General features: G+C 66.6%; 20 protein-coding genes. 5 read left to right on the forward strand and 15 right to left on the reverse strand.

The window, feature by feature from the left end:
• Positions 1–107 precede the first annotated feature (107 nt).
• The gene (locus ACNFH5_RS11950; protein ID WP_416746185.1) at positions 108–1685 is read left to right on the forward strand and encodes a class I adenylate-forming enzyme family protein; all 1578 of its coding nucleotides are present in this window, start codon (positions 108–110) and stop codon (positions 1683–1685) included.
• Between the two features lie 100 nt (positions 1686–1785).
• Here the strand turns inward: ACNFH5_RS11950 and ACNFH5_RS11955 are convergent, their stop codons facing one another.
• The 8 genes from ACNFH5_RS11955 to ACNFH5_RS11990 all read right to left on the reverse strand — a co-directional run bounded on the left by ACNFH5_RS11955 (position 1786) and on the right by ACNFH5_RS11990 (position 12729).
• Positions 1786–3138: a DUF1329 domain-containing protein gene (locus ACNFH5_RS11955; RefSeq protein WP_138212018.1), complete on the reverse strand. Its 1353-nt coding sequence runs from the start codon at positions 3136–3138 to the stop codon at positions 1786–1788.
• Positions 3139–3548: 410 nt separating this feature from the next.
• Positions 3549–4004 carry a MaoC family dehydratase gene (locus tag ACNFH5_RS11960; RefSeq protein WP_138212017.1) on the reverse strand — a complete coding sequence of 152 codons (456 nt, stop codon included), beginning with the start codon at positions 4002–4004 and terminating at the stop codon, positions 3549–3551.
• A gap of 31 nt (positions 4005–4035) precedes the next feature.
• On the reverse strand, positions 4036–5175 hold the full coding sequence (locus ACNFH5_RS11965) for an acyl-CoA dehydrogenase family protein (RefSeq protein ID WP_138212016.1): 1140 nt from the start codon (positions 5173–5175) through the stop codon (positions 4036–4038).
• Positions 5176–5189: 14 nt separating this feature from the next.
• Positions 5190–6383 carry an acyl-CoA dehydrogenase family protein gene (locus tag ACNFH5_RS11970; protein WP_138212015.1) on the reverse strand — a complete coding sequence of 398 codons (1194 nt, stop codon included), beginning with the start codon at positions 6381–6383 and terminating at the stop codon, positions 5190–5192.
• A gap of 12 nt (positions 6384–6395) precedes the next feature.
• Complete coding sequence (locus tag ACNFH5_RS11975) at positions 6396–7583, reverse strand: lipid-transfer protein (RefSeq protein WP_138212014.1); 1188 nt, start codon at positions 7581–7583, stop codon at positions 6396–6398.
• 273 nt (positions 7584–7856) lie between these two features.
• Positions 7857–8657, reverse strand: a complete 801-nt coding sequence (locus tag ACNFH5_RS11980; protein ID WP_138212013.1) for an enoyl-CoA hydratase/isomerase family protein — start codon at positions 8655–8657, stop codon at positions 7857–7859.
• 56 nt (positions 8658–8713) lie between these two features.
• Positions 8714–9862, reverse strand: a complete 1149-nt coding sequence (locus tag ACNFH5_RS11985) for an acyl-CoA dehydrogenase family protein (protein WP_138212012.1) — start codon at positions 9860–9862, stop codon at positions 8714–8716.
• A gap of 161 nt (positions 9863–10023) precedes the next feature.
• A complete protein-coding gene (locus ACNFH5_RS11990) occupies positions 10024–12729 on the reverse strand; it encodes a LuxR C-terminal-related transcriptional regulator (RefSeq protein WP_138212011.1) in 2706 nt (901 codons plus the stop codon).
• Between the two features lie 246 nt (positions 12730–12975).
• Between ACNFH5_RS11990 and ACNFH5_RS11995 the strand changes: the two genes are divergently transcribed.
• The 4 genes from ACNFH5_RS11995 (at position 12976) to ACNFH5_RS12010 (ending at position 17767) form a co-directional block, all read left to right on the forward strand.
• Positions 12976–13749, forward strand: coding sequence for an enoyl-CoA hydratase/isomerase family protein (locus ACNFH5_RS11995; protein WP_138212010.1), 774 nt, complete (start codon positions 12976–12978; stop codon positions 13747–13749).
• A gap of 29 nt (positions 13750–13778) precedes the next feature.
• Positions 13779–15023: a thiolase family protein gene (locus ACNFH5_RS12000; protein ID WP_138212009.1), complete on the forward strand. Its 1245-nt coding sequence runs from the start codon at positions 13779–13781 to the stop codon at positions 15021–15023.
• Between the two features lie 82 nt (positions 15024–15105).
• Complete coding sequence (locus tag ACNFH5_RS12005; RefSeq protein WP_138212008.1) at positions 15106–16017, forward strand: SDR family NAD(P)-dependent oxidoreductase; 912 nt, start codon at positions 15106–15108, stop codon at positions 16015–16017.
• A gap of 187 nt (positions 16018–16204) precedes the next feature.
• Positions 16205–17767, forward strand: coding sequence for an AMP-binding protein (locus tag ACNFH5_RS12010; RefSeq protein WP_138212007.1), 1563 nt, complete (start codon positions 16205–16207; stop codon positions 17765–17767).
• A 384-nt stretch (positions 17768–18151) separates the two neighbouring features.
• On the opposite strand, the gene ACNFH5_RS12015 is transcribed toward ACNFH5_RS12010, so the two are convergent.
• The 7 genes from ACNFH5_RS12015 to ACNFH5_RS12045 form a co-directional block, all read right to left on the reverse strand.
• The gene (locus ACNFH5_RS12015) at positions 18152–19189 is read right to left on the reverse strand and encodes a DUF1254 domain-containing protein (RefSeq protein WP_138212006.1); all 1038 of its coding nucleotides are present in this window, start codon (positions 19187–19189) and stop codon (positions 18152–18154) included.
• 68 nt (positions 19190–19257) lie between these two features.
• Positions 19258–20583 carry a DUF1214 domain-containing protein gene (locus ACNFH5_RS12020; protein WP_138212005.1) on the reverse strand — a complete coding sequence of 442 codons (1326 nt, stop codon included), beginning with the start codon at positions 20581–20583 and terminating at the stop codon, positions 19258–19260.
• Positions 20584–20662: 79 nt separating this feature from the next.
• The gene (locus ACNFH5_RS12025) at positions 20663–21712 is read right to left on the reverse strand and encodes an NAD(P)-dependent alcohol dehydrogenase (RefSeq protein ID WP_138212004.1); all 1050 of its coding nucleotides are present in this window, start codon (positions 21710–21712) and stop codon (positions 20663–20665) included.
• Positions 21713–21850: 138 nt separating this feature from the next.
• Complete coding sequence (locus ACNFH5_RS12030; protein WP_416746192.1) at positions 21851–23308, reverse strand: acyl-CoA reductase; 1458 nt, start codon at positions 23306–23308, stop codon at positions 21851–21853.
• Between the two features lie 3 nt (positions 23309–23311).
• Positions 23312–24742 (reverse strand): hypothetical protein, encoded by a 1431-nt coding sequence (locus tag ACNFH5_RS12035; RefSeq protein ID WP_416746194.1) that lies wholly within the window; start codon positions 24740–24742, stop codon positions 23312–23314.
• 134 nt (positions 24743–24876) lie between these two features.
• Complete coding sequence (locus ACNFH5_RS12040) at positions 24877–25635, reverse strand: TetR/AcrR family transcriptional regulator (protein ID WP_138212001.1); 759 nt, start codon at positions 25633–25635, stop codon at positions 24877–24879.
• Complete coding sequence (locus tag ACNFH5_RS12045) at positions 25632–26753, reverse strand: acyl-CoA dehydrogenase family protein (protein WP_138212000.1); 1122 nt, start codon at positions 26751–26753, stop codon at positions 25632–25634. Before ACNFH5_RS12045 ends, ACNFH5_RS12040 begins: the two co-directional genes overlap by 4 nt.
• Positions 26754–26780 lie beyond the last annotated feature (27 nt).

The following is a 26780-nucleotide window of genomic DNA, read 5'->3' on the forward strand; positions in this document are numbered from 1 at the left end:
CGCGCCGCTCGTGCACGGGCCCGCCCCTCCCTTTGCGGGGGGACGGGTCGGTGCGGCTCCTTGCAATGCTTCCTCCGGTTGTAATCCCACCACCACCGGAGGCCATCATGAAGATCAACTTCGCCCGGATCATGGGCCAGGTCGCGCAGCGCCATGCCGACCAGGAAGCCCTCGTGAACATCGAGCGCAACCGGCGCTACAGCTTCGAGGAGCTGCACGGCCTGACCAACCGCATCAGCCACCTGCTGCATGTCCGACTGGGCCTGGGGCGCGGCGACGTCGCCCTGTGCATCCTGGAGAACGACAACCTCTCGCTGCTGCACGCCTGGACCGCGTTCAAGGGCGAGGCAGCCCTGGCGCACACCAACTTCCGCGACGCCCTCGACGAGCACCGCTGGCAGATCGAGTTCCTCCGCCCACGGGTGATCTTCATCGAGACCGTGCTGCTGGAACGCTACGCCGAGCTGCTGCGAGAGAGCGAAGCCTGCGTGGTGTGCATGGACCCGCCGCCGGCCGACCAAAGCGCCGCTCTGTACTTCTGGGACCTGCTCGAAGGCCTGCCGGACAGCGAGCCGGACGTCGAGTCCGATGACCGAGACGACATCCTCCTCTACCGCTTCACCGGCGGCACCACCGGCCGCAGCAAATGCGCCCAGTACAGCATCGACAACTGGCTGGCCGCGCGCGACTCCATGTACGCCGACAGCGAGCAGAGCGAGGCGCTCAACGCGACCACCCGCTACCTGCAGATCGCCCCCATCAGCCATGGCGCCGGACTCTCGCTGCTGCCCACGCTGTTCCGCGGCGGCTGCACCCTGACGCAGAACACCACCGACCTGAAGGCCTGGTGCCACAACGTCGAGCGCGAGCGGGTCACCACCAGTCTGATGGTGCCGACCCTAGTCAACGGCCTGCTGGAGCTCCCGGAAGCGACGCAGCACGACCTCTCCAGCCTGAGCACCCTGTACTACGGCGCAGCGCCCATGAGCCCGGCCAAGCTGGAACGGGCGCAGGCGCGCTTCGGCAACATCTTCTACCAGCTGTATGGCTCGACCGAATGCGCCCAGGCGGTCTGCACCCTGACCAAGGCCGATCACCTGACGGCCATCGCGACCGGCCGCCTCGCCTCGGCCGGCCGGCCGACCACCGGGATCGAACTGAGGGTGGTCGACGACACCGGCCAGTGCCTGCCCCCGGGCGTCACCGGCGAGATCCTGCTGCGCGGTCGCGGCACCATCTGCGGCTACTTCCGCAACCCACAGGGCACGGCGGCGGAGTTCGTCGACGGTTTCTGGAAATCCGGCGACCTGGGTTACCTGGACGAAGCCGGTTACCTGTTCATCGTCGATCGCAAGAAGGACGTCATCATCAGCGGCGGCTTCAACGTCTACGCGGTGGAAGTGGAGTCCAGCCTCAACGCGCATCCGGCCGTATCGCTCTCTGCCGTGGTAGGGGTACCTCATGGCCACTGGGGCGAGTCGGTGCATGCCGAAGTGGTGCTCAAGGAAGGTGCCAGAGTCACTCAGGATGAACTGATCGAGCATGTCAGGGAGCGCCTGGGTAGCCTGAAGGCGCCCAAGACTCTGACCTTCGTCGAGGCCTTGCCACTGAGCGCGGTCGGCAAGGTCTTGCGTCGCCAGGTCCGCGAGAAGTACTGGAAGGACCAGGTGCGCCGGGTCAGCTGATCGGTAGCGCGCCACGGAGCCTACAGAGGCTCCGCGGCGACAGCAAAAAAAGACAGACCCGCATTACGCGGGTCCGTCTTCAATGGGGGAAACGAATGCCTCAGCGGATACCGCTACCCGCCAGGCTGTCCGGGGTCCACATGTTGTCGGAGCTCATGGTCGGCGACACTTTCAGGCCGCCCAGGCTCGGCCACTGGTTGATGTAGTAGCTGCCTGCGATCAGGTCGTAATGACCGGTGGTGGTAGTGTTGATCGCCGACGCATCGTAGAGCGGGGTCAGGTAGGCGAAGCCCGGACGCCACAGCTGGCCATGACCGTCGTACTGGTCATTGGCGAGCACGGCCCAGCTGTCCTCGTCGACGTAGAAGGTGCGCTTGGCATAGATGTGCCGCTCGCTCGGCTTAAGGGTCGCTTCCACTACCCACACGCGGTGCAGTTCCCAGCGCACGAAATCGGGGTTTATGAACTTGTTGCCGAACACCTGATCGGCGTTGGCTGCGTAGTTGAAGCGATAGGTGTTGTACGGAACGTACAGCTCCTTCTTGCCGGCCAGCTTCCAGTCGTAGCGATCCATGCGACCGTTGAACAGGTTGACGTCGTCGACCGTGGACATGCCCGAGGTACTGGGGTTCGGGGTGTCGTAGGCTAGGTCCGGCGCCAGACGTACGCGGCGCTGTCCCGGCAGGTACTGGTAGGCGCGGCGGCCCTTCAGGCCATCGACGTTCTCGAAGGTCATGATCGCCTCGCCGGCGCGACGGGCCGGGCCAGTGTAGTTGGCGCGGGCCCGGTTGTAGATCACCGGCGACTCCTCCTTGTGGTCATAGAACGGACTCTCGATGGTCCATACGCCCTGGGTGGAGAGCACGCGCTTGCCGGCCGCGTCGATGTTGAATGCCGAGTACTTCGGCATCACGAAGGAGATGCCCTGGTAACGTGCGATGTGGTTGAGCATCACCTCAATACCGCTTTTCGGGATCGGGAAGGGAATCCCGCCAGCGGCATCGACCGGCGTGTAGCCGTCGGCGGCCAGCTTGGCGCCGGTGGCGTTCTTGATGGTCTTGTCGAGCACCGACTGCGGGTAAGCGACCGTTCGATGGGTGGGATATACGTCCATGCGGAAGCCCGGCAGCTTCTTCACCAGGGCCTTCGCGCCCTCGCTCATCTTGGCTGCATAGGTGTCCACGTTCTTCGCGTCGATGGTGAACAGCGGTTTCTCGCTGGCGAAGGGATCGGGGCGAATGCCCGACGCCGCGTCGAACCCCGCTGGCGGGGTGGTCAGGCCGCCAGCATAGGCCGGGATGCTGCCATCCGAGCTGCCCGCTTTTTCGGCGCCGATGGCCGTCAGGTTGCTGCCTAGTGCCTTGGCCTCGTCGGCCGAAACGGCCGCATGGAGCACGCCTGCATGCGCGGCCAGGATGCTGGCCGCGATCAGGGTTCTTGTCAGTCTATTCATGTCTCCACCTTCTCATCTTGTATTTTTGAACGTCGCGTACAGCGCGCCACACAGCTTCCGGGAGCCGCCACCATCGCCCCCGGCCGGCACCACCATGGGCGGCTACGTAGACCGGGCAGGAACAGGCTGTCGATAAGCCGCCGGCGCAGTGGCAGCGCGACAGCACGCGCCTCGACGCGGTTGGGTCGAGCCCGATTCCTGGCTTATGTTTTATCCAAGGCTCCGCTTCCCCCGCCCCCCCCGATAGGCATGGGGTGGGAGGGGACGGGCGGGCGCCACTGCCGTGCAGTCGATCGGACGATCGGACGATCGGAAAACTCCCGACGCAAATGCAATGACGCCGCAACCCTCGCGGATTGCGGCGTCATTGCTGCCCAGGCGGGAGGGCGCAGCGGCCCGTCCTGCAGGCCTCAGGCGAACACGCGGAGGATGGTTTCCGCCACGCAGGCAGGCTTGCTCGCGCCTTCCACCTCAACGGTCATTTCGTAGGTGATCTGCGCGCCATTGCCTTCCAGCGGCTCCCAGGCCAGCACCTTGAAGTGCCCGCGCAGGCGGCTGCCGACTGGCACCGGCTGGACGAAGCGCACCTTGTTCAGCCCGTAGTTCAGGCCCATCTTGACGTTGCGGATCTCGAAGGCGTCGGTCATCAAGGGCGGCAGCAGGCTGAGGGTCAGGAAGCCATGGGCGATGGTGGTGCCGAACGGGCCCTTGGCCGCGCGTTCGGGATCGACATGGATCCACTGCGAGTCGCCGGTGGCCTCGGCGAAGGTGTCGATTCGCTTTTGGTCGATGGTCAGCCAGTCGCTAGTGCCGACGACCTGGCCGACCAGACCCTGTAGTTCCGCGATGGTTTCGTAGCTTTTCATTGTTTTCACTCAAAGGGGATGAAAGCGAGTATCAGGCGCCCAGCTCAGCCTGCAGCGCCGCGGCGCAGGCCGCCTCATGGCTGTCGGCGCTGCCCAGTTGCAGGTCGGCGACGATGGCGCGCTTGTAGTAGTGGCCGATCAGGTATTCCTCGGTCATGCCGATGCCGCCGTGCAGTTGGATACCCTGCCCGCAGATGAACTTGGCGGCGCGGCTGATCAGCATCTTCGTTGCCGACAGAGTGCGGCTGCGCTCCTGCGGGGCGTCATTGGCCACCGAGGCGAGCGCCGCGTGCAGCATCGAGCGAGCCACCTCCAGCTCCGCGGCCATGTCGGCCATGCGGTGCTGCAGGGACTGGAAGCTACCGATGGCGACACCGAACTGTTGGCGCACCTTCAGGTATTCGGCGGTGACCTCGAGGGTCTTCTCCATCACCCCGATCAGCTCGGCGCACAGCGCCACGGTGGCGTGGGCCAGGCCTTCCTGCAGCGCCTCCAGGCCCTGGCCCGGCTCACCGAGCAGCGCCTCGCGGCCGATAGCCACGCCATCGAAGTGCAGTTCCTCGACCCAGCTGCCGTCATGCAGCGGCAACGCCTGGCGGTCCAGTCCGAGGAACTCGCCTTCGAGCAGCACCAGGCTCAGGCCAGGCACGTCGTCCAGCTGTACCGACACCAGCAGCGCATCGGCGCCGGGAGCGCCGAGCACCAGGCTCTTGCGACCGTGCAGTCGGTAACCCTCGCCGTGGCGTTCGCCCCGCAGCGCAACCGGCAGCGGCATGCCGCGCGAAGCCGGTTCGCTGTAGGCCAGCGCCAGGCGCAGCGAACCGTCGGCCAGTTGCGGCAGCAGACGCGCCTTCTGCGCCTCGCTGCCGCCGGCTACCAGCGTCTGTGCCGCCAGCACCGCGCAGCCCAGGTAGGGCTCCAGCACCAGGGCACGGCCCAGCTGCTGGGCGATGATCACGGTCTCCTGCAGCGAGCCGCCGAGGCCACCATAAGCCTCGGGCAGGGCCGCCATGAGCCAGCCGTTGTCGGCGAACACTTGCCAGTTGTCGGCGCGGCCGTTGCGGCCGCCCTTGAGCAGCGCGTTGCGTGTCTCGAAGCCGTAAGCCTTGTCGACATAACGGCGCACGCTGTCCTGCAGCAGCTGTTGTTCCGAATTCAGATCGAAATCCATACCCGTGTCCTGACTCAAAGTTGGAACAGCATCTTGGCGATGATGCCGCGCTGCACCTCGCTGGTGCCGCCGTAGATGGTCGAGGCGCGGCGCAGGAACATGTCGTTGGCAATGCCGCGGGCCAGCTCCTGTAACGGGTACGCCTGCGCCGGCGCCGCCTCGTGGGGATGCGCGTAAGCCACGGCACCGTAGTCGCCCAGCGCCTCCAGCTGCACCTCGGTGATGCGTTGCTGCAGCTCGGTCGCTCGGATTTTCAGCATCGAGCCCAGCACGTGCGAAGCCGGGTCGTGCCGCTGCTCCATCTGCGCGACGCGCTGTACCAGCATGCCGATGGCCTGCAGCTCGGCATCCAGGCGCGCCAGCTTCAGGGCGAACTCCGTACGCTCGATCAGCCGCCCCTCGCCGGCCGGAATGGCGGTGGCGAACAGGCGCAGCTCACGCATGTAGCGCTTGAGCTCGGGGAGGTCGGCGGTGGTCGCGTGCTCGTTGTTGAGCAGGAACTTGGTGATGTTCCAGCCCTGCCCTTCGGCGCCGATCAGGTTACCCACCGGCACCCGCACGTTGTCGAAGAAGGTCTCGTTCAGGTGATGGGCGTCGTCGATGCTGCGGATCGGCCGCACGGTCACGCCCGGGGTATTCATGTCCACCAGCAGGAAGCTGATCCCGGCCTGCTTCTTCACCTCGAAATCGGTGCGCACCAGCAGGAAGATCCAGTCGGCATGATGGGCGTAGCTGGTCCAGATCTTCTGGCCGTTGATCACGTAGTGGTCGCCGTCGCGCTCGGCGCGGGTGCGCAGCGCGGCGAGGTCGGAGCCGGCGCCCGGCTCGGAGAAGCCCTGGCACCACAGGCGCTCGCCGTTGAAGATGGCCGGCAGGTGCTCGGCCTTCTGTTCCGGCGTGGCGAAGGCATTGAGCACCGGGCCGAGCATCTTGTGCACGAAGGCGTCCTGGGTTGGGGTTCCGGCCGCGCTGCACTCATCGTCGAATACCAGGATCTGCGGCACCGACCAGCCGGTGCCGCCGTGCTCCTTCGCCCAGTAGGGCGCACCCCAGCCGCGCGCCTGCAGCAGCTTCTGCCAGCGCATGATCTGCTCGCGGGGCGAGCGCGTGCAGCGCTGCAGCCCCTTGAGCTCGGCCGGCACCTGGGCCAGGAAGTCGCGGACCTCCTGGCGGAACGCCGCGAGTCCGGCGTCAGGTTGAAAGTCCATGGCCGTTCCTCGTCAGTCTTTGCGGTACATGGTGACTACACAGGCGCCACCGATACCGATGTTGTGCTGCAGCGCGATACGCGCGCCTTCGACCTGGCGCTGCTCGGCCTGGCCGCGCAGCTGCTGGACCAGTTCGGTGCACTGCGCGAGGCCCGTGGCGCCGATCGGGTGGCCCTTGGACAGCAGGCCGCCGGACGGGTTGACCACGTAGCGGCCGCCGTAGGTGTTGTCGCCGTCGTCGACGAACTTCTGTGCGCCGCCTTCCGGGCACAGGCCCAGGGATTCGTAGGTAAGCAGCTCGTTCTGCGCGAAGCAGTCGTGCAGTTCGACGACGTTCACCGCTTCGGCGCCGATACCGGCCTGCTCGTAGACCTTCTGCGCCGCCGCGCGGGACATCGAGTAACCCGCCACGTCACGCATGTCGCCGGACTTGAAGGTCTCGGCGCCATCGGTGGTCAGCGCCTGGCCGGCGATCCACACGCGCGAATCCAGGCCATGCTTCTTGGCGTAGGCCTCGCTGCACAGCACCGCCGCCGCCGCGCCGCAGGTCGGCGGGCAAGCCATCAGGCGCGTCATGACTTCCGGCCAGACCACCTGATCGGCGAGCACGTCTTCGCTGCTCACGACCTTGCGGAACACTGCCTTGGGGTTGTTCGCGGCGTGGCGGCTGGCCTTGGCGCGAATCTTGGCGAAGGTTTCCAGGGGCGTGCCGAAGCGCTTCATGTGCTCCACCCCGGCGCTGCCGAAGATGCGCAGCGCCGCGGGGATTTCCGAGGCGCCGGGGATGGCCGCGTCGCACTGGTCGAGGAATAGCTCCAGCGGGCTGGGACGGTCGGCGAAGGCGCTGGGAATGGCCCCCGGGACCATTTGCTCGAAGCCTACGGCCAGGACGATGTCGACCATGCCGCTGGCGATCGCCTGGTTGGCCAGGTACAGCGCGGTGGAGCCGCTGGCGCAGTTGTTGTTGACGTTGATCACCGGGATACCGGTCATGCCCACGTTGTAGAGCACACGCTGGCCGCAGGTGGAATCACCGAAGACGAAGCTGGCATAGGCCTGCTGGACCGACTCGTAGCCAACGCCGGCATCTGCCAGGGCGATGCGTACGGCCTGCTCGCCCATGGCCACGTAGGTCTCGTTCTGGCCCGGTTTCACGAACGGGATCATGCCGACCCCGGCGACAACGACTTTCTGCGCCATTTGCTTCTCCTCAGAATTGCCAAGCCCACCGGGAACGCGGCGCCGCTGCGCGGCCGACGCGGATGGGCGTCATGAGTCTCAAGGATAGGCAGACCGTTCGCCCCGTCGCCCCTCCCGAATGGGATGGGTCCGCGGCCGTCGGGAGCGGCCGATCCTCACGTTTATTCGTCGCGCGCGCCCCGTGGCACAACGCGGATGTTTCATCGGGCCTACGCCCAGTCTCTCACGTCGTCGTATCGGCATCGGCCAGTACGACGGCAGGTCGAGCGCCGCTCAAGGTGCGAGGCGCGCTGCGCCGCGGTAGGGCAAGCCTTCCTTGGCCAGGAAACGGCGTACCGCCTCGGCGTGGTAGTTGCTGTCACCGCACAGCGACTGCGCCAGCGCCTCGAACTGGTTCATGGCGTGGCGATCGGTTTCGAAGCTGCGGTTGAGCAGAGTCTTCACCAGGCCCAGGGCATGGGTCGGCGCCTCGTCGAACTGCTGGGCGTATTCCAGCACGCTGTCGCGCAACTGCTCGGGCGCCACCACCGTCTGCGCCAGGCCCAGGCCGATAGCTTCCTCGGCGCCCAGCGCGCGAGCAGAGAACACGATCTCCTTGGCCCGCGCCAGGCCGATCAGGCGCGGCAGCACGTAGAGCATCGACAGGTCCGGCACCAGGCCCAGGCCGAGGAAGGTCGGCAACAGGCGGGTGCGCGGGGTGACGAAGACGAAGTCCGCCGCCAGCGCCAGGGAGAAGCCCGCGCCCACGGCTACGCCGTCCACCGCCGCGATCACCGGCTTCTCCAGATCCTGCAGCTCGCCAAACCAGCGGTGGAAGCCCAGCACCAGCTCACGCCCGGCGAACGCCGGCTCATCGCCCGGGTCCAGGCTGCCCAGGTCGAAGCCGGAACAGAAGCTGCCGCCGGCGCCAGTGAGCACCACCGAACGGACCTCGCGGTCCTCGCGGGCGGCCCGCAGCGCCGCCGGCATCGCCTCGCTGATGGCCTCGCACAGGGCGTTGCGTTTCTGCGGCCGGTTCAGCGTGATGATCGCCGTCCGCCCGACCTTCTCGAACACTACTGCGTCGTCTGTCACCTGCGTCTCTCCTCTTCGCCAGACGCCGCACGGAACGCGGGGCGCCGGCCGCTGGCTCAGCCCAGGTTGCGGGCGATGATCATCTTCTGGATGTGGCTGGTGCCTTCGTAGATCTTGGTCACCCGCACGTCGCGGCAGTAGCGCTCCACCGGGAAGTCGGCGAGATAACCGTAGCCGCCGTGAATCTGCAGGGCTTCGGAGCAGACTTTCTCGGCCATCTCGCTGGCGTACAGCTTGGCCATCGAGGCTTCCTTGGTGCAGGACACGCCGGCCGCGTGCAGACGCGCGGCATGCAGGGTGAACTGGTGCGCCACCTCCACCTGGGTGGCCATGTCGGCCAGGTCGAAGGCCACGCCCTGCAGCTGAATGATCGGCGCGCCGTAGGCTTCACGCTCCTTGGCGTACTTCACCGCGGCATCCAGTGCAGCTCGGGCGGCACCGACGGCCACCGCAGCGATACCGATGCGACCTTCGGACAGGGTGCCCATCAAGCGCTTGTAGGCAGTGCCCTCCTCCCCCAGCAGGTTCTCCGCCGGAACCCGGCAGTTGTCCAACTGGATAGCCGCTACCTGGGCGGAACGCTGGCCCATCTTTTCCTCGACGCGCGCCACGTTGTAGCCAGGGCCGCGCGGATCGACGATGAACATGCTCGCGCCCTTGCGGCCTTCCGGGGTATCGGTGTGAGCGGCAATGGCGAAGGCGATTCCGGCTTCGTTGCCGTTGGAGATGAACTGCTTACTGCCGTTGAGCACGTAGCCATCGCCGTCACGGCGCGCGGTGGTGCGGAAGGCGCCGGTATCCGAGCCGGCCTGCGGCTCGGTCAGCAAGCCGGCGGCGATCAGCTCGCCCGAGGCCATGCGCTGCAGGTACTTGTTCTTCTGCGCCTGGGTGCCGTAGCGGCACAGCATGTCGGCCAGGCCATTGTGTACGTGAAGGATGGTGGCGAAACCGGCATCTGCTGCGGCAAATTCCTCGATGGCCAGCACATACTCCGGGAAGGACATCGCCGAACCGCCGTACTCTTCCGGCAGGTGTATGCCAAGGAAGCCCAGCTCCGCTACCGCCGCCAGCTCATTGCGCGGCCATGCGCCCGTACGGTCACGCTCTGCGGCGGTCGCCGCCACCACGTCCTGAGCCACCTTGCGGGCGGTATCGCGGATCATGACTTCCTGTTCACTCAGGAACACTGCGGATGTATCGCTCATTTTCTTCCTCACGAATGGGATCGGGTTGCCGATGCTTTGCCGTGCGACGCGGCCTTGGCGGCGCACTTCGCAATGTCCGCAGGATGCCGACGCGCTTCAGGGGGGCGCGCCTCCCCTCTTGGTAGGGGAGCACCCTGCCGGGCACCTCCGCTCCGACGTCCTCAACGGATCAGCCCATGCTGGCGCGCCAGGCTGATGGCGGCGTAGCGGCTGGAAACACCGAGCTTGGCGAGGATGTTCTTCACGTTCCATTTCACCGTGCCGAAGGTGATGTTCAGGGTCAGCGCAATCCGCTTGTTGGACATTGCCTGGGCGATCAGGCCGAGGATTTCCACCTCGCGCGGGGTCAGGCTGGCGCGTTGCTCGCCGCCCGCCGCCCGCCGAGCCGGCACCGGCTCGGCGGCGCTCTCTGCAGGCGCCACATACGCCAGCAACACGTCGAGATAGCCATGCCCGGCCTCGTCCAGCCCCTCGTCCTCGCGCAGTGCCCTGAGCCGATCCAGCAGGCGAGGCCCCTCGTCGAGCAGCGTGCGTACCAGGCCGAGGCACGCACCAAGCCGGAGGGCCTCGCGCAGGCGTTCGCGGTGTTGCTCGTCCTGCCCGAGGTCATCGTGGGCAACTGCGCAGAGCAGCAAGGCCTTCACCCGCGTGCGACCGCGACCGTAGCCTTCTGCGAAGCATCCGATCAGGGCCAGCGACTCCAGCGCCGCCGCCGGCTCGTGCCCAGCCAGGGCCACGCGGGCGCGGGCGAAGGCAACCATGGTGGCAATCTCGTCCTGGCAATCGCCACGGTATTGCGCCAGCAGTTCTTCGAGACGTCCCAGGCGCTCGCCGGCGCGGCGCGCATCGCCCTGCGCCAGCAGAACCTTGACCTGTTCGGCGAGCATCAGGGCGAGCAGGCGATCCAGACCCAGCGCATGGAAATGCGCGGCCTGCGCCTCGAGGAACTCCAACAACGCCTGCGGCGTATCGCGCAACGCGGTGAGGCGCGCCCGGCACATCGAGGCGCGAGCCATCACATCGGGCATCGACGACTGCAGGATGCCGCTGCGATTGGCCAGCACGGCCAGGGCCTCGTCGATGCGATCGAGCTCGTAGTAGGCGTCGCACAGGTTCGCCGCGCACAGGTTCGCCGAGACCGAACCGCGCCCGTAGTCTTCTTCTGCCCGCGCCAGCAGGCTGGCCCCCAGGCGCGCAGCCTCGCGGGCATCGCCGATACGCAGCCAGGCCTGGGCCTGGGTGTTCTCGAAGACCATCGCCATGTCGTTGTCGCGGTCGCCCGGATCGATGGGATTTTCGTCGTGCAGACGACGCGCGGCGTCGATGCGCCCCAACGCCAGGTAGGCGCTGGCCAGCGCCGAGAGACTGATGTAGCGCAGCGAGCGGTTTTCCAGCGGCGCCTGGTGCATCGGCTCGAGCAGGCCGATGACCCGCCGCGGGTTGTCCAGCTGCAGGGCGATGGCTGCATCGGCCAGGGCGAAGCGCGACGACAGCGCAGGATTGCGCGCCGCTTCGGTACGGCGGATCTGCTCCAGCCAGCGCGCGGCCTTCTCCGGACGGGCGGTGAAGGCGTAGGTCAGGCAACCCAGGATGAACAGTCGCGGGTGAGCGAACAGGGTTTCCTGTGGCAGGCGTTCGAGCAAGTGCAGCATCGGGCTGATGTAGGCCATGCTCCAGGTGGCGCTGGCGGCCTGCTCCATGGCGGCGACGGCGAAGTCCAGGTCGCCGCCGAGGTTGGCATGGCGCACCGATTCGACTAGCAGCTCATGCTCGGCGAACCACTGGCTGGCGCGCCGATGCAACGCCTCCACTGCCGCCGAGCCCTGCTGTGCCAGGCGCTGGCCGAGAAATTCGCCGAACAGCGGGTGGAATCGGTACCAGGGCGTCTGGTCGTCAGAATCGACCCGGTAGATCAGCAGGTTCTCGTCCTCGACGCGCTTGATCAGGTCCGCCGCGTGCGAATTGCCGGTGACGAAGGCCGCGAGATCGGCGTTGAAGCGACGGAACGGCGACACCTGCTCCATCAGGCCGAGCAGTTCGGGCGCCAGGCACGCCACCACGTCCTCGGCCAGGTAGGCCTGCAGGTCCGCCGACTTCCACAGCAGCGAGCGCAGCTTGGGACGCTTGGCCGGGCGGTTGCGCAGCAGGGTGGCAATGGGTTGCAGGCTCGCCGGCCAGCCGCTGGTCAGCTCGTGAATCAGCTGTTCCTCGTCGGCGGTGAGCTTGAGATTGCCGAGGTTGTGCTCGAAGAAAACGCGAGTCTCCTCCAGGTCGAACGGCAGTTCGGCAAAGTCGATTTCCGCAACCTGGCCCTGCATACGCAAACGGCCGAGGCTCAGCGGCGGCGAGCTGCGCGAGGCGATCACCAGGTGCAGGTTGGGCGGACAATGGTCGAGCAGCTTCTGCATCAGTCGATGCGCCAGCGGCGCCTCAACGTGCTGGTAGTCGTCGATCAGCAAGTACAGCTCGCGGCCCAGTTGTTCGGCGATGCGCGTGACCTGCGCGACCAGCGCATTGAACGCGGCCTCGCCGCTGTCGCCGTGCAGCAGTTCCGCCTCGATGGCGATGTCCAGGCGCCGCAACGCCGCCAGCAGATAGGTCAGGAAGCTGGGAAACAGTCGGTCGTCGTGGCTGAGCGATAGCCAGGCGACGTCCAGGCCATCCTTGAGCAGCGCCTGGCGCCACTGCGCGAGCAGCAGGGTCTTGCCGAAACCGGCGCCGCCGGTGATCAGCGTGACGCAGCCCAGGCGCCCCTCCTGCAGCCGCTCCAGCAGGTGCGTGCGGGGAATGTGCCGGGTGTTCAGGCGCGGCGGGGAAAACTTGGTCGCGACCAGCAGGTCGTCGGCGTTCATTAGTGACGTTTGCATGTTGTCGTTCACTCTTGCTCTGGCGCATGCGGAGTCCACAGGACACCCCGCTGCAACGCTCTTTAAACGAATGGCCAGCCCCGGCGAGCGGCTTTGCGACCGCTCGGCTGCCTGGACGGCCAGGGCCATGCTGCAACAGCCACATCTCCGCCCGCCCCGTCCGCAAGGGGGGGGGTACGCCAGGGAAACCCTGGCGTAAGTTCGATTGCGACTGGATTGACCGCTGTGAACGAGCGAGGAGCAGAAATGAGCGAGTCGGTTTCTTTTGAAGTGAAAGGCCAGGTGGGCTGGATCACCCTCACCCGTCCGAAGGCGATGAACGCGCTGAATCGCGAGATGCTCGATGCCATGATCGAGACCCTGAAAGCCTGGGAAGGCGATGCCGGCGTGCGCGTCGTCGCCCTCACCGCCACCGGCACTGCGTTCTGCGCCGGCGCCGACCTGAAGGCCACGGGCAGTGCCCAGCCCGGCGAGATGGACCTGCTGGACACCATCGTCGCCTTCTTCGACCGCCTGCGCGCCTTCCCCAAGCCGGTGATCGCCGCGGTCAACGGCCTGGCCCTGGCCGGCGGCCTGGAAACGGTGCTGTGCTGCGACTTCGTGATCGCCGCCGAGACCGCGCGCTTCGGCGACGCCCACTCCAACTTCGGCGTCTTCCCCGGTGGCGGCGGCGCTGCCGTGCTGCCGCGCAAGATTCCGGAGAACATCGCCAAGTACATGCTGTTCACCGGTGACGCCCTGCCGGCCCAGGACATGAAGCTCTATGGCCTGGTCAGCGAAGTGGTGGCCGACGCCGAGCTGGTCGGCCGGGTCCAGGCCATAGGCGACAAGCTGGCCGAGAAGAGCCCGCTGGTGCTGCGCAAGATGAAGAAGGTCGCCGACGAGGCCACCGACAAGAGCCGCGCCGACGCCCTGCGCCACGAGCTGCTGGAGCTGCGCAACCACCAGCGCTCCTACGACATGGCCGAGGGCGTGCGCGCCTTCGCCGAGAAGCGCAAGCCCGACTTCAAGGGCTATTGATCCCGCCCCCTTTCCGAGAGCGAATTCAGATGGAAAACGTATACATCGTCGGCGTCGGCATGACCGCGTTCGGCCGCCACACCGACAAGACCATCAAGCAACTCACCGCCTGGGCCGTCGAGGACGCCCTGGACGATGCGGGCTGCGACCGCAAGTGGATCCAGGTCGGCTTCTTCGGCAACTGCACCCAGGGCCATTTCGACGGCCAGCACATGATCCGCGGCCAGGTCGCCCTGCTGCCGCTGGGCCTGGACGGCATCCCGATCTTCAACATCGAAGGCGCCTGCGCCTCCTCCAGCCACGCCTTCAACCTGGCGGTCACCCAGCTGCAGGCCGGCGCCGCTGACGTCGCAATCGCCGTGGGCGCGGAGAAGATGTTCTACAGCGACAAGATGAAGATGTTCTCCGCCTTCGAGTCCGCCTGGGACATCGAGACCTTCGAGGAGAACAAGAACTACCTGGCCGCCATGGGCAAGAACATCGTGCCGCCGCCCGGCTCGCAGTCCGAAAAGCCCTACAGCCCGTTCATGGACGTCTACGCCGCCCTCGGCCGTGGCGGCCTGATGGAGCGCTACGGCATCACCCAGCGCCAGCTGGCCGCCGTGTCCTCGAAGAACCACGGCCACTCGGTGCACAACGTGCGCTCGCAATACCGCAACGCCATGAGCATCGAGGAAATCCTCGCCGCGCCGCCGATCACCTACCCGATCACCCTGCCGATGTGCTCGCCGATCTCCGACGGCGCGGCGGCAGCGATTCTCTGCACCGAGTCGGCGCTGAAGAAGTATGGTTTCGACAAGAGCCGCGCGATCAAGGTGCTGGCCAGCGTCGTGCGCTCGGCCTCCGCTCGCGCCGCCGAGGACTTCGACAAGGGCTGCACGCATTTGGCCGGCAAGGCCGCCTTCGAACAGGCCGGCATCTCCCCGCAGGACGTCGACGTGGCCGAGGTGCATGACGCCACCGCCATCGGCGAGCTGCTCGCCATCGAGGCCCTGGGCCTGTGCGAGCCGGGCATGAGCGGCGTGATGGCCGAGCGCGGCGACAGCGCCCTCGGCGGCCGTCTGCCGGTCAACCCGTCCGGTGGCCTGGAATCCAAGGGCCACCCGATCGGCGCCACCGGCATCGGGCAGATCTTCGAGCTGGTCGAGCAGCTGCGCGGCAACTGCGGCCCGCGCCAGGTCGAAGGCGCGCGCATTGCCCTGCAAGGCAATGGCGGCGGCCTCTGGCGCGTCGAAGAGTCCACCGAGCACGTCGGCATCTTCGCCCGCGCCTGAGGCCGGTCGGAGAGACTTTCGCGGAGGTGCCGCCCCGGCGACACTTCCACCTTTTTCCCTTAGTACCCGTAGGTGAACAACAATGACAATTCGCTTCGACGGCCGCGTGGCCATCGTCACCGGCGCCGGCAATGGCCTGGGCCGCATCCATGCACTGCAACTGGCCGAGCGTGGCGCCAAGCTGGTGATCAACGATTTCGGCGGCAGCCGTGACGGTAGCGGCAGCTCCTCCGAGGCCGCCCTGGCGGTGGTAGAGGAAATCCGTCGTGCCGGTGGCAGCGCCATCGCCAACGGCGCCAACGTCGCCGACTACGAGCAGGTCCAGGCCCTGGTGGCGCAGACCGTCGCCCAGTTCGGCCGCGTCGATGTCCTCATCAACAACGCCGGCATCCTGCGCGACAAGTCCTTCCCGAAAATGGAGATCGCCGACTTCCGCGCGGTGCTCGATGTCCACCTTATGGGCTCGCTGTACTGCACCAAGGCTGTCTGGGACCTGATGAAGGAACAGAACTACGGGCGCATCCTGATGACCACCTCCGCCGCCGGCCTGTTCGGCAACTTCGGCCAGGCCAACTACGGCGCGGCGAAGATGGCGCTGGTGGGGCTGATGAACATGCTCGCCATCGAAGGCCGCAAGAACAACATCCACGTCAACACCCTGGCTCCGATGGCGGCCACCCGCATGACCGAGGACGTGATGCCCGAGGAGTTGCTCAAGGCCAGCCGTCCCGAGCAGGTCAGCCCGGGTGCGCTGTTCCTGGTCAGCGAAGAAGCGCCGACCAAGCTGGTGCTGGGCGCCGGTGCCGGCGTGTTCTCCGCCGTGCGCATGGAAGAGACCGCGCCGGTGTTCGTCGGCGCCAACGTGACGCCCGAAGACGTCCAGGCGCATCTGGCGCAGATCACCGACTGGAACACCGCCGGTCCGCGCAACGATGCCAACCAGCAGGTGCAGATCTTCATCGAGACCGCCATGCAGGCCCTCAAGGGCGCCTGACGGCCGCGGATTCCGCTACGCCCGAACATCGCGGAGAATGCCGGCCCAACTGCTGGGCCGGCATGCCGGCTGCCCGCCCGGAGCCGCTGCCGTCCCTGACCGGCCTATGCTGATCGGCATGCGCGCTCACCTGGATAGCCCGTCACCTGGAACGCCCGTCGCCTGGGTCAACGGCAGGAGAACAAGAATGACACTGATGAACTTCGGCCGGACGTTCGGCAACCTTGCCGTCCGCTTCGCCGAGCGCGAGGCGCTGGTCAACATCGAGCGCAAGCGCCGCTACACCTTTCGTGAACTGCACGCACTGACCAACCGCATCGCCAACATGCTGCACGACAAGTTGCAGCTGGAGCGCGGCGACGCCTACCTGTGCATCCTCGACAACGACAACCTGTCCCTGCTGCACGCCTGGACCGCCATGAAATGCCAGGCGGCCGGCGCCTACGCCAACTTCCGCGACTCCCTCGAGGAGCATTGCGCGCAGATCACGCTGATCCGGCCGAAAGTGGTGTTCCTCGAGAACGCCCTGCTGGAGCACTACTTCGACGTGCTTCGCACCCAGGACATCCGTGTGGTCTGCATGGACCCGCCGGCACAGCCGCAGGACGGCCTGCTGTACTTCTGGGACCTGCTCGAAGGCGTTTCCGAGCAGACCCCCGACGTAGTCCGCGACACCCGTAACGAAGTGGTCTCCTACCGCTTCACCGGCGGCACCACCGGCGCCAGCAAGTGCGTGCCCTACACCACCGACAACTGGATGTCGCTGCGCGACTCCATGTACATGGACGGTGAGCAGCCCTACCAGGCCGACACCCGTTTCCTGCACATGGCGCCGATCAGCCATGGGTCCAGCCTCGGCTTGCTGCCGACCTTGTTCCGCGGCGGCTGCACCCTGACCCAGAACATTCCCGATCTCGCCCAGCTGTGTCGCAACATTGCGGCCGAAAAGGTCACCATGACCCTGCTGGTGCCGACCATGATCTACCGCCTGCTGGAGATGCCCGACATCGACCTGTCGTCGTTGCGCACCCTGGTCTACGGTGCCGCGCCCATGAGCCCGGCGAAGCTGCGCCAGGCCCAGGAACGCTTCGGCAACATCTTCATGCAGATCTATGGCGCCACCGAATGCCTGCACGCGGTAGCGCTGATGAACAAGGCCGACCACCTGGAGGCCAGCGACCGGCAGATCGGCTCCGCCGGCCGGATAGTCGCGGCTGCGGAGATCATGATCGTCGACGAGCACGGCCAGGAGCTCGCCCAGGGCAACACCGGCGAGCTGTGGATCCGCACGCGCGGTACCGTGTCCGGCTACTTCGCCAATCCCGAGGCCAGCGTCGCCGAGTTCACCGACGGCTTCTGGAAATCCGGTGACCTTGGCTACATCGACGAGCAGGGCTTCCTGTTCCTGGTCGACCGCAAGAAGGACATGATCATCAGCGGCGGCTTCAACGTGTATGCCGTCGAGGTCGAGGCAGCCCTGAACGCCCATCCAGCGGTGTCCAACTCCGCGGTAGTCGGCATCCCCCACGAGGAATGGGGCGAGGCCGTGCACGCCGAGGTGGTCCTCAAGGCCGGCGCCCAGGTGTCCGTCGAGGAGTTGCAGGCACATGTGAAGGGCCGGCTCGGGCGCTTCAAGGTGCCCAAGTCAATTCTCTTCGTGGAAACCCTGCCAGTCAGCGTGGTCGGCAAGGTCCTGCGCCGCCAGGTACGCGAGAAGTACTGGAAAGACCGCGAGCGCCGGGTGTCCTGACCCCCAGGCGAAGAACAGCTCCAAGCCCCCGAAGCGCCCGGTGCCCTGCACCGGGCGCATTGTCTTTCAGGGCATTCAAAGCGAGGTTCGCGAGCAGGCTCGCTCCTACGAAGAGCGGCATTTCTGCCCGAGCCGCCGTCCTGGTGGTTGACTCCACACCCTCTCCCGCAAACGATAGCAGGTGCTGTTCGGCGCGAGCGCAGATGGCGACACCATCCTGTAGCAGCGGATCTCATCCGCGAGAATCCCCACACCGGCGCCCCTGTGGGCGCGGGCCATGCCCACGATTCGCGGACTGGGTCCGCTCCTACGACCCGGGAGGGTGGCGCGAGGCAAATCCGGACTCGTAGGAGCGGCCCATGGCCGCGATTCGCCCCCTAGGCTTCAGGACAGCGGACGCAGCCCCGGCATCTTCCAGCCACCGTCGAGGATCGCCGGTTGCGGCAGGTAGTAGCGCACCATGTAGTTCCAACCCGGCATGATCGGCAGGCAGTTGTCGCTGTCGGCCGTGCAGCCGCCGAAGCGGATGCTGACCTCGCCGCCCATCCCCTTCTTCGCCGTCAGGTTGTTCAAGGTGTAGGCATTCAGCGAGTTGGGCTGGAAGCTCCCCTCGGCGTCGTAGACGCTGATCGACCAGAAGGCCCCCACCGGTACCGGCGGCACATCCAGACGATAGGCCGTGGTGCCGTCGTCGCGGGGCGGACGGACGATCTGGTAGAAGGCATCCTTCTCGGGGTTGCCGCCCCAGGCGATGGCGCTGCCGATCAGGTGGCGCAGCGGGTCGACTTCCGCGGGCTTGCCGAACATGCCGTGGGAGTCGCCGATGGTCTGGCCGAGCGTGACCAGCGCGGCGCGCAGCCGCTCTTGCCCCTGCTTGTCCCAGTTCGGCACCTCGAAGCGCCCCGGCCCGCCGGGCTGGCTGACACCGATGCGATCCTGCAGCCCATGGGCCTGCGCCATGTCCTGCGGGTTGGCCGGATCGACCAGGGTGCGGACGCCGACCAGGACGTAGCGAGTACCGGCCATCTGGCGACTGATGAGGTAGTGGCCCGCCTGGTAATGCATCGCGAGCACATGGTTGTCTTCGTCGATGATCGCCAGCGAGCGGTAGCGCTGGCCAGCGTCGGGCAGCTCGACGGTGACCGGGCCAGCGTCCAGGTCGAACACGGCGGTGGAGTACAAGGTATCGCGGTTGGGCCTGACCACAGTCTTGGTTCCTACTGGCATCAACTCGCGCCAATGGGTGAACTGGCCGAAACCGCCACGCATCACCGTGAGGCCGAAGTAGCGATCGGATTCGGCACGGCTGAAGTTGTCGACAGTGACCGCCACCGGCGTCGTGGAAGCGGTCTCGGCGTGGGCCGCGCCGGCAAGCAGCAGGCAAAGGACAGACGCCAGGGGCGTAAGGGAACTCTTGAGCATGAGGGGACCTCGGGGTAATTGCCGGCGGGCCGGGCGCCGTCTGACTGCGCCCGGCCCACCAGGCGGTCTCAGGAACGCTTGACCAGCACTGGCGGGAAGTAGCTGCCGTCCGCCACCGCGCCTTGAGCGCCGTAGTAGCGGAAGATCAGGCGGTATGGCAGGCCCGGGCGGGTCGGCAGCCAATTGCCCTCCGGTGCATCAGCCGGTTTCTGCGGGCCGAAGTACAGCGTCAGCGAACCATCCGCGCCGTAGGTCAGCTTCGAATGGTTGTTGAGCAGGAAGCGGTTCAGCTCATTGGGCAGCACATGGAAGGTCTTCGAGTCGGTCGCGGTGATCGACCAGAAGTAGTGCACCTGGCTCGCCGGCAACTGCGCCTTCGGGAAGGTCAGGCTGTAGGTCCTGGCACCATCCAGCGGCGCGCCGTCGGCGTCGAGGAAGCCGCGGAAGTAGCTCACCTCATCGCGGGTGTTGGCCCAGATGCCGCCATAGTCGATCAGGGTGCGGGTGACGTAGTTGCTGCCGTAGGTGCCTGTCGCCGGCGGCCGCGCCCAGCCGTTGCGAACCACGCCGCCGCCGATCGTCGGCGAGGCCTTGGCGATGTTGGCATAGGCGAGGGTATGGATCAGGGTGTCGATGCGCTGGCGCTGCTGCGCATTGGCGACCACGGCGGCGACGGCGCGCACCTTGGCCTGGATGTCCGCCATGCCGGGGTTGAGGTCGGTTTCCGCCAAGGCCGCCGGCGCCGTGTCGAAGATCTCCACGCCCGGCAGCATCGGCCAGGCGAAGGGCGCCGTCTGCGGCACCTCGGGAAGCCGTGGTGAGCCGGTTGGTTTCAGGGTGAAGGCATGCTGCAGGCGCTCGGCCTGTTGCGGATCGGCGCCCAGCTCGATACGGGTCAGCACGCGCGCTGAACGGACCGGCAGGTCGATGCGCTTCGTTGCGGCCGGCAGCTTGACCTTCGCCCCCTTCAGGCAGAAGGCGAACGAGCCGTCGCGGTGCTCGGGGTAGGTGCGCTCGTTGACGTTGGCCAGCGTTTCGCCCCAGCCGTTTAGCACCTGCGTGGTGTAGTAGCGGCCCTCGATCTTCGGTACGCCGAGCAGCGTGCAGCTGTGCTCGTCCAGCGCCAGCCAGGCCTCGGAGTAGGCGACGTCGAGGTTGGGATTAGCCCAATCCACCGCGCCGGGCTTGCGGTGCACCAGCTGGTTCCACCCCATGCCTTCGTGCACGTCGAGTTGCTGCTGACGCAGTACCAACGCGCGACCGAGCAGATAGACATAGGCGTCGCTGACATCCTGATCGGCGATGGCTGCGGGCGCTTCGCCGGCGCCAGCCGTGGCACAGGCCGACAACAGCACCCCCGCCGCGATGGCGCTGAGGGCATGTGGTATACGCATGACGCTTTTCTCCAGCAGGAAGGAAAGGGCTAGCGTAGTCCGCCCCTCCCTTCCACCGGCCCCCTTTTTAGTGGGGGGATCAGTCGCGCAGCGATGCCATGTCGATAACGAAGCGGTACTTCACGTCGTTGCGTTCCAGGCGCTCGAATGCCGTGTTGATGTCCTGCATGGCGATCAGTTCGCACATCGGCAGCACCTGGTGCTCGGCGCAGAAGTCCAGCAGCTCCTGGGTCTGATCCAGGCCGCCGATCAGCGAGCCGGAGATCGAGCGGTTGTTCAGCGCCAGCAACGCGCCATGGATCGGCTCCAGCGGCTCCAGCGCACCGACCAGGACCAGCTTGCCGTGGCGGCCAAGCAGCATCAGGTAGGGGTTGACGTTGTGCTTGCGCGGGATGGTGTCGAGGATGAAATCGAAGCGGTTGGCCGCGGCCTTCATCGCCTGCGCGTCGGTGGACAGCAGCACGTGGTGCGCACCCAGCGCCCGCGCATCGTCAGCCTTGCCCGGCGAGGTGGTAATCACCGTGACTTCGGCGCCCAGGGCGACCGCCAGTTTGACCGCCATGTGCCCCAGGCCGCCCAGGCCAACCACCGCGACCCGGTGGCCCTGGCCGATGTTGTGCTCGCTCAGCGGGGTCCACACGGTGATACCGGCGCACAGCAGCGGGCCGGCGAAACGCAGGTCCAGGGCCTCGGGAACCCGCAGGACGAAGGCATCGCGCACCACTATGTGCTGTGCGTAGCCGCCCTGGGTGACCTCGCCGGTGGCGCGGTCGCGGCCATTGTAAGTCGCGGTGATGCCGTGTTCGCAGTGCGGTTCCTCGTGGGACTCGCAGGCGGCGCAGTGCTGGCAGCTGTCCACCATGCAGCCGACCGCCACCCGGTCGCCGATCTTGTAGCGGCTGACCGCGGAGCCGACAGCCGTGACATGGCCGACGATCTCGTGGCCGGGTACACAGGGAAAAACGGTGCTGTTCCAGTCGTTGTGCGCGTAATGCACATCGGTATGGCACACGCCGCAATAGGCGATTTCGATGGCGACGTCGTCGTCGCGCAGGGCACGGCGCTCGATGCGCAGCGGCGCCAGTTCGGCGCGGGCTTCATGGGCGGCATAGGCAAGGCAGTGGGTCATGATCGGTTCTCGATAAATGGAAAAAGGCCAGGGAGCACTGGCCAAGCCCTCGCGCCGCCAGGCAGTCGTTCATGCCGCTGCGGCCACCGGACCGCAGCGGGACGTCCGCCCGCTCCTGGCGTGCGCGAAGGTGAAACCTCATATAGACGGGCGCAGCCAGGGCGCCGGGGTAGTCTTGGGCGCGGCTATCTGGTTGGAGATCCACTTGCCCATGCGCCGCATGGGTTCGATGGAGTCCTGCGGGGCGGCGAATTTCATGGCCGCGGCATAGCCCAGCGAGACGATGCGCTGCGCGCCATACAGCGGCAGTAAGTCCTTCAGTTGGTCCTTGATACTTTCCGGGTAGATGCCAACGGTCTGGGTGTAGGCGTCCACTGCGCCCATCACTTCGTCCAGTTCGTCGACCGGCACCAGGTTGGCGGTGCGGTCGTCGAGCAGCGTCGAGAAGGACACTGGCTCGGGAATCTGCGAGCAGATGATCGCGCCTTCGCCGTCCTTGCCACCGATGACGCGATACCACTCGTCATCCAGGCGCAACGCGTCGACGTGCGCCTTGAGGCCCTGGTCGTAGCGCTTGGGGTGGGTGCTCAGGGTATTGGGCAGCTTGAGCATCGCGTCGTAGACGTAGCTACCGAAGGTATTCAGCCGCTCCAGACCCGCCTCGTCGGTGCCCGACTGCACGTAGACGGTGCGCGCGCAGACGCAGCCCTTCTGGTTGATCGCGCCGATGTCGGAGGCCAGGCGCACCGCCGCTTCGCGCATGCTCGCCTCGCTGGCGAAGGTGTCCTGGCCGATGATGCTTGCGCTGCGCTTGGGGTCTAGGGAGATCAGTTCCAGGCCCGGCTGGATATAGCGGGTGACGTGCTTCATCGAGGCGAAGCCGCCCCAGGCAACGATCTTCTCCAGGTTCTGCGGCTGGTACAGGCGTTGCTCGAAGGCCTCGTCGCCGCCCTTCCAGTAGGCCACGGTCAGGTGCCGGGTCAGCGGGTGGTCCGGCGCCATGTCGATCATGGTGCGGGCGACGGCCAGAGCGGTGAAGGGGTCGTTGGACGGTGCCTTGATGATGGCGTCGCTGCGCAGAACCATGTTGCGGATGATGGTCCACATCGACAGCGCCACTGCGTTGCCGGCAACGATGTGCAGGGTGCGCGCGCCGAAGCAGCGCACTTCCAGTTCGGTGCCGTCGAGCAGGCGCCGCTTCACCCAGCCTTCCAGGTAGTTCACGCCCACCGTGGCTTCCGCCATCTCGCGGATCGACTCGCGGGTCAGCAGGTTGCGCAAGCCCATGTAGGAGCCGCGGACGATGCTCGGGGTGGTCGGCGCGGTCTGGTAGGACAGCTCGCAGGCTTCCTGCAGGTAGCGGTTGCTGGCGAAGTCCAGGCGCTCGCCGAGGGCGACGCAGTAGTCGAGGATGTCCTCGAAGCTCAGGCTGTACAGGTCGGCCAGCTTCGCCGGGTTGCCCAGCGGCAGGCGGTCGATGTAGCGGTGCGCGTCGGGCGTGAGGAATGTCAGGTCGCCGCCGCGGCCGCCCACTTCGATCAGGTAGTCGGTGATGACTTCGCCACGGATGACCAGGGGCGCGATGGGATGGGTCATGGCTCAGCCCTCCAGGGTGTTGAGGAAGTCCATCGCCTCGCGATGGGACTGCTCGGACGCGGCGCAGGTGATCTTGTCGTCGTCGCCATTCTTCTCGCTGTAGCGCTGGATGGCGCCGACGACGTAGCGGCTCGGGCGGCCACAAGCGCAGGGCGCATCCCACTCGACGGTGACTTCGTCACCGGTGATGAAACCGCCCCAGTGCACGTCAGCGCCCAGGTCGAAGAAGGCCGCGCGGCCAGTCTGGCGCCCCTTGCGCGGCAGCGGCTTGCTGGTTTCGGGGTCGAGCAGGAACGGAATCGCGGTATGCGCGAAGTGGTAGTGGCCGTGCTCGCAACGCAGGTGCGAACCACTGACCACCTCGGACATTGCGTAAGACTCGTACAGCGCCTTCACGCCGGTGAAGCGCATCACCTCCTCCCGCCAGCCCTCGGGCTGGACCACGCCCTTGGCGCCGCCGGTGGTGATGATGTACGACTCGCGGTCGAACACCCCTTCCAACCCGCGCTCCAAGCCCGCCTTGGCCATGTTGTGGAGCAGGTTCCAGGTGCCGCCGATGTAGACCCGCTTGCCCTTCAGGCGCGTGGCGATGTCCTCGAAGAAGGTCGCCAGGTGCTGCGGCATCTCGGCCTGCTGACGGTCGAAGGCCTCTTTCTTGGCCAGCATCTCCGGTGCCACCACCAGGCGGTCGAGGGTGCCCTTGGCTTGGGCGGCGCGCAGCTTGGCGCCCAGGTACAGGACGTCGCTGGACAAGGTCGAGGGATAGGCCGGATGGAAGTGCGAGGCATCCGGCAGCAGCACTCGGCTGATCGCAATGACGCCGCGCAGGTGACTGAGATAGCCCTTGCTGTAGTACGGGTAGGCCGTGTGCATTTCCGGCTGCGGCGTCTGCGGGCCGCGCATGTTCCAGGCGAACAGCCGGCGCACCTGCGCCGCCTTCTCGAACTCGCGGGCGCTGCACGGCAGGAACGACAGGGTGCCGGAGGTGCCGGAGGTGTGGCTGATGATCAGCTGCGGCACCTCGCGGTCCATGGTCTCGAACCAGTCGTCGAGACCCTTGCAGGCGCTGACGTCGGCCGCGAGTATCGCCTCGCCGACCTCAGGGGTGACCAGCTTGGCCAGCCATTTGTTGATCGCGGTGAAGTTGTTCTTCTCCAGCAGCGACGGCGGATAGGACTTGAACACGGTGTGCTCGAACAGCAACGGCACCAGATCGTCGAGTTGCTCGATGCGCTCCACGCCTTCACCTTCGGCGAGCTTCTTCAGCACCGGGATGCGCTCGCGCAGTTCGGCGAAACGGCGCTGGAGGCCGGCGAGCTGGAGCGCGTCGATTTCGCCGCGGGGCATCTGCTCCCAGGTCTGGCGGCAGTGGTTGGCGAGGGCTTCGGGATCGCTGAGCAGCAGCTCCACCCGTTGGTCGATTGTTCTTGTCATGGCGCATAGGTCCTAGATTCACCCGTCCGCGCCAAGGCGCGGAGGACCGGCCGCCCGCCGCGGGCTGCCTTCTTGGTGCAGCCAGTCTAGGGGCGCAAGAGGTTGCGCTGTTCCGGATTCCGGCACCCGAAAATTCATATTAAATATATGTTTTTAAAGGATTTTTTAATCCAACTCGATTTGGCTTCCGAATCTTCCGCGGTGAGCAGCGCATGGAGCATGCGCGCCAGCAGTCGCAGGGTGTCGGCTTCAACCAGGTAGTTCGGTCGCTCGATGACCAGCGCCCGCGGCAGCGCGGTCACCGCGTGGTAGGCCAGGAACCCCGCCTTCTCGCGGTCGCGCACCAGCACCTGCGAGGAGAAACGCCGTACCAGCGCCGGAATCGCCTCGGAGGTCCAGAAGCCTTCCGAGCGCACCATTTCCAGACGCATCAGCTCCGCGTGGTAGGCGGCCTTGACGCTCAGGTCGGAGTCCAGCTGCAGCCAGCGATGCAGGTTGGCGAGGCCGGTCTGCAGGAGCATTTCGATGCCGTCCAGCAGGGTCGCCGAGACCGGCAGCTTCTCCAGGCTGGTGATCACCTCGCGGCGCGCCTCGCGACGGTAGTCCTCGAAGATCGCCGCGACCAGCGATTCGATGGTCGGGAAGTACTCGTAGATGGAGCTGATGGCGACCCCGGCGTGCTCGGCGAGGCGGTGCACGCTGAGCGCCGCCCTGCCCTCGCGTTCGAGAATCTGCCGGCCGGTGAGCATCAGTGCTTCCACCAGAGCCACCGAACGCGCCTGGCGCGGCCGCTTGCGCTGACGTGCCGGCAATTCGACGCATAGCAACGGCTCTTCCGCCGGCGCAGGACCGGGGACGTCCCGCGGCGGCTTGCTGCCGGACTTGCGGGTCATGGTGTTTGGAGCGAGGCGGCGTCACCCAGCAGCGACTGGGCGATCAGTCGCTGGTGCCATTCGGTGCTGCCTTCGCAAAGCGGCAACGCGATGGCTTCCCGCGCCAGGCGCTCCACGTCGAAGGCCCTGGCCAGGCCATCGGCACCGTGCAATTGCACGGCGTCGCGGCAGACCCGCACGGCCATCTCCCCGGCGTACCACTTCGCCATGGCAACCTGCAGGTCGCAGGCCTGGCCGTCATCCAGCAGCTCATAGGCGCGTAGGCAGAGCAGCCGCGCCGCGTCCACCAGCGTAGCCATCTGAGCCAGCGGCGCCGCCAAAGTCATTGAGGCGTCCTCGCGGCGTCCGGCGCACTCCAGACATAGATCCAGCGCCGCGCGCATCAGGCCGACGCCAAGCAGGCCGGTGTCGATGCGTGCCGCCGTCAGCGCCCGCAGGCTGTCCCGCAGCTCGGCGCCCAGCAACTGGCTGGCCGGCACCCGCGTGCCGCTAAAGCAAATTTGCGCAGTGGAATGCGAGTTCAACGCGATCCGCTCGCTGTTGCGCGCCACGAACCCGTGGGCACGGCGCTCCACCAGCAGGTGAATGCAGCTGCCGTCCTCGATACGAGCCGCAAGCACGACAAAGTCGGCGTAGCGCCCATTGGCCACCCAGGCCTGCTCACCATCGAGGACGAACTCGTCGCCTTCCCGGCGAGCGGTCACCGTGCCAGCAGTCTCCGCCTCATCGAGGCAGAAGGCGCCGAAGCCCCGTCCGCTGAGGATGTCGGGCAGATATCGCTCACCGGCTGCCGCCTGTTGAGGCGGCAGTGCGGCCAGGAAAGCGGCGATGGCCTTGTTGGTCTTCACGCACAAGGCGACGTCCGCCGAAACCCTGGCCAGCTCCTCGAAGAGCATCGCCTCAGTATGCCGCGCCAGGCCCAGGCCGCCCTGCTCCTCGCTGAGGCTGGCGCCGGGCAGTCCGAACTCGGCAAGACCCTGGGTCAGCTCGCGCATATGCCCCTTGGGGATCGGCCGATCACGGGATTCCCGGACCACCGGCAGCACCTCGCGCTGGAGGAAGGTGCGAAAGCTCGCTACCGCCAGGCGCTGTGCGTCGTTCGGCATGTCGTTGTGCATGTCCTTTCTCCCATCCCCGTTATACCG

Origin of the sequence: Pseudomonas sp. NY15435 (assembly GCF_048068295.1) — a bacterium.
In the GTDB taxonomy this organism is placed as follows: Bacteria; Pseudomonadota; Gammaproteobacteria; order Pseudomonadales; family Pseudomonadaceae; genus Pseudomonas.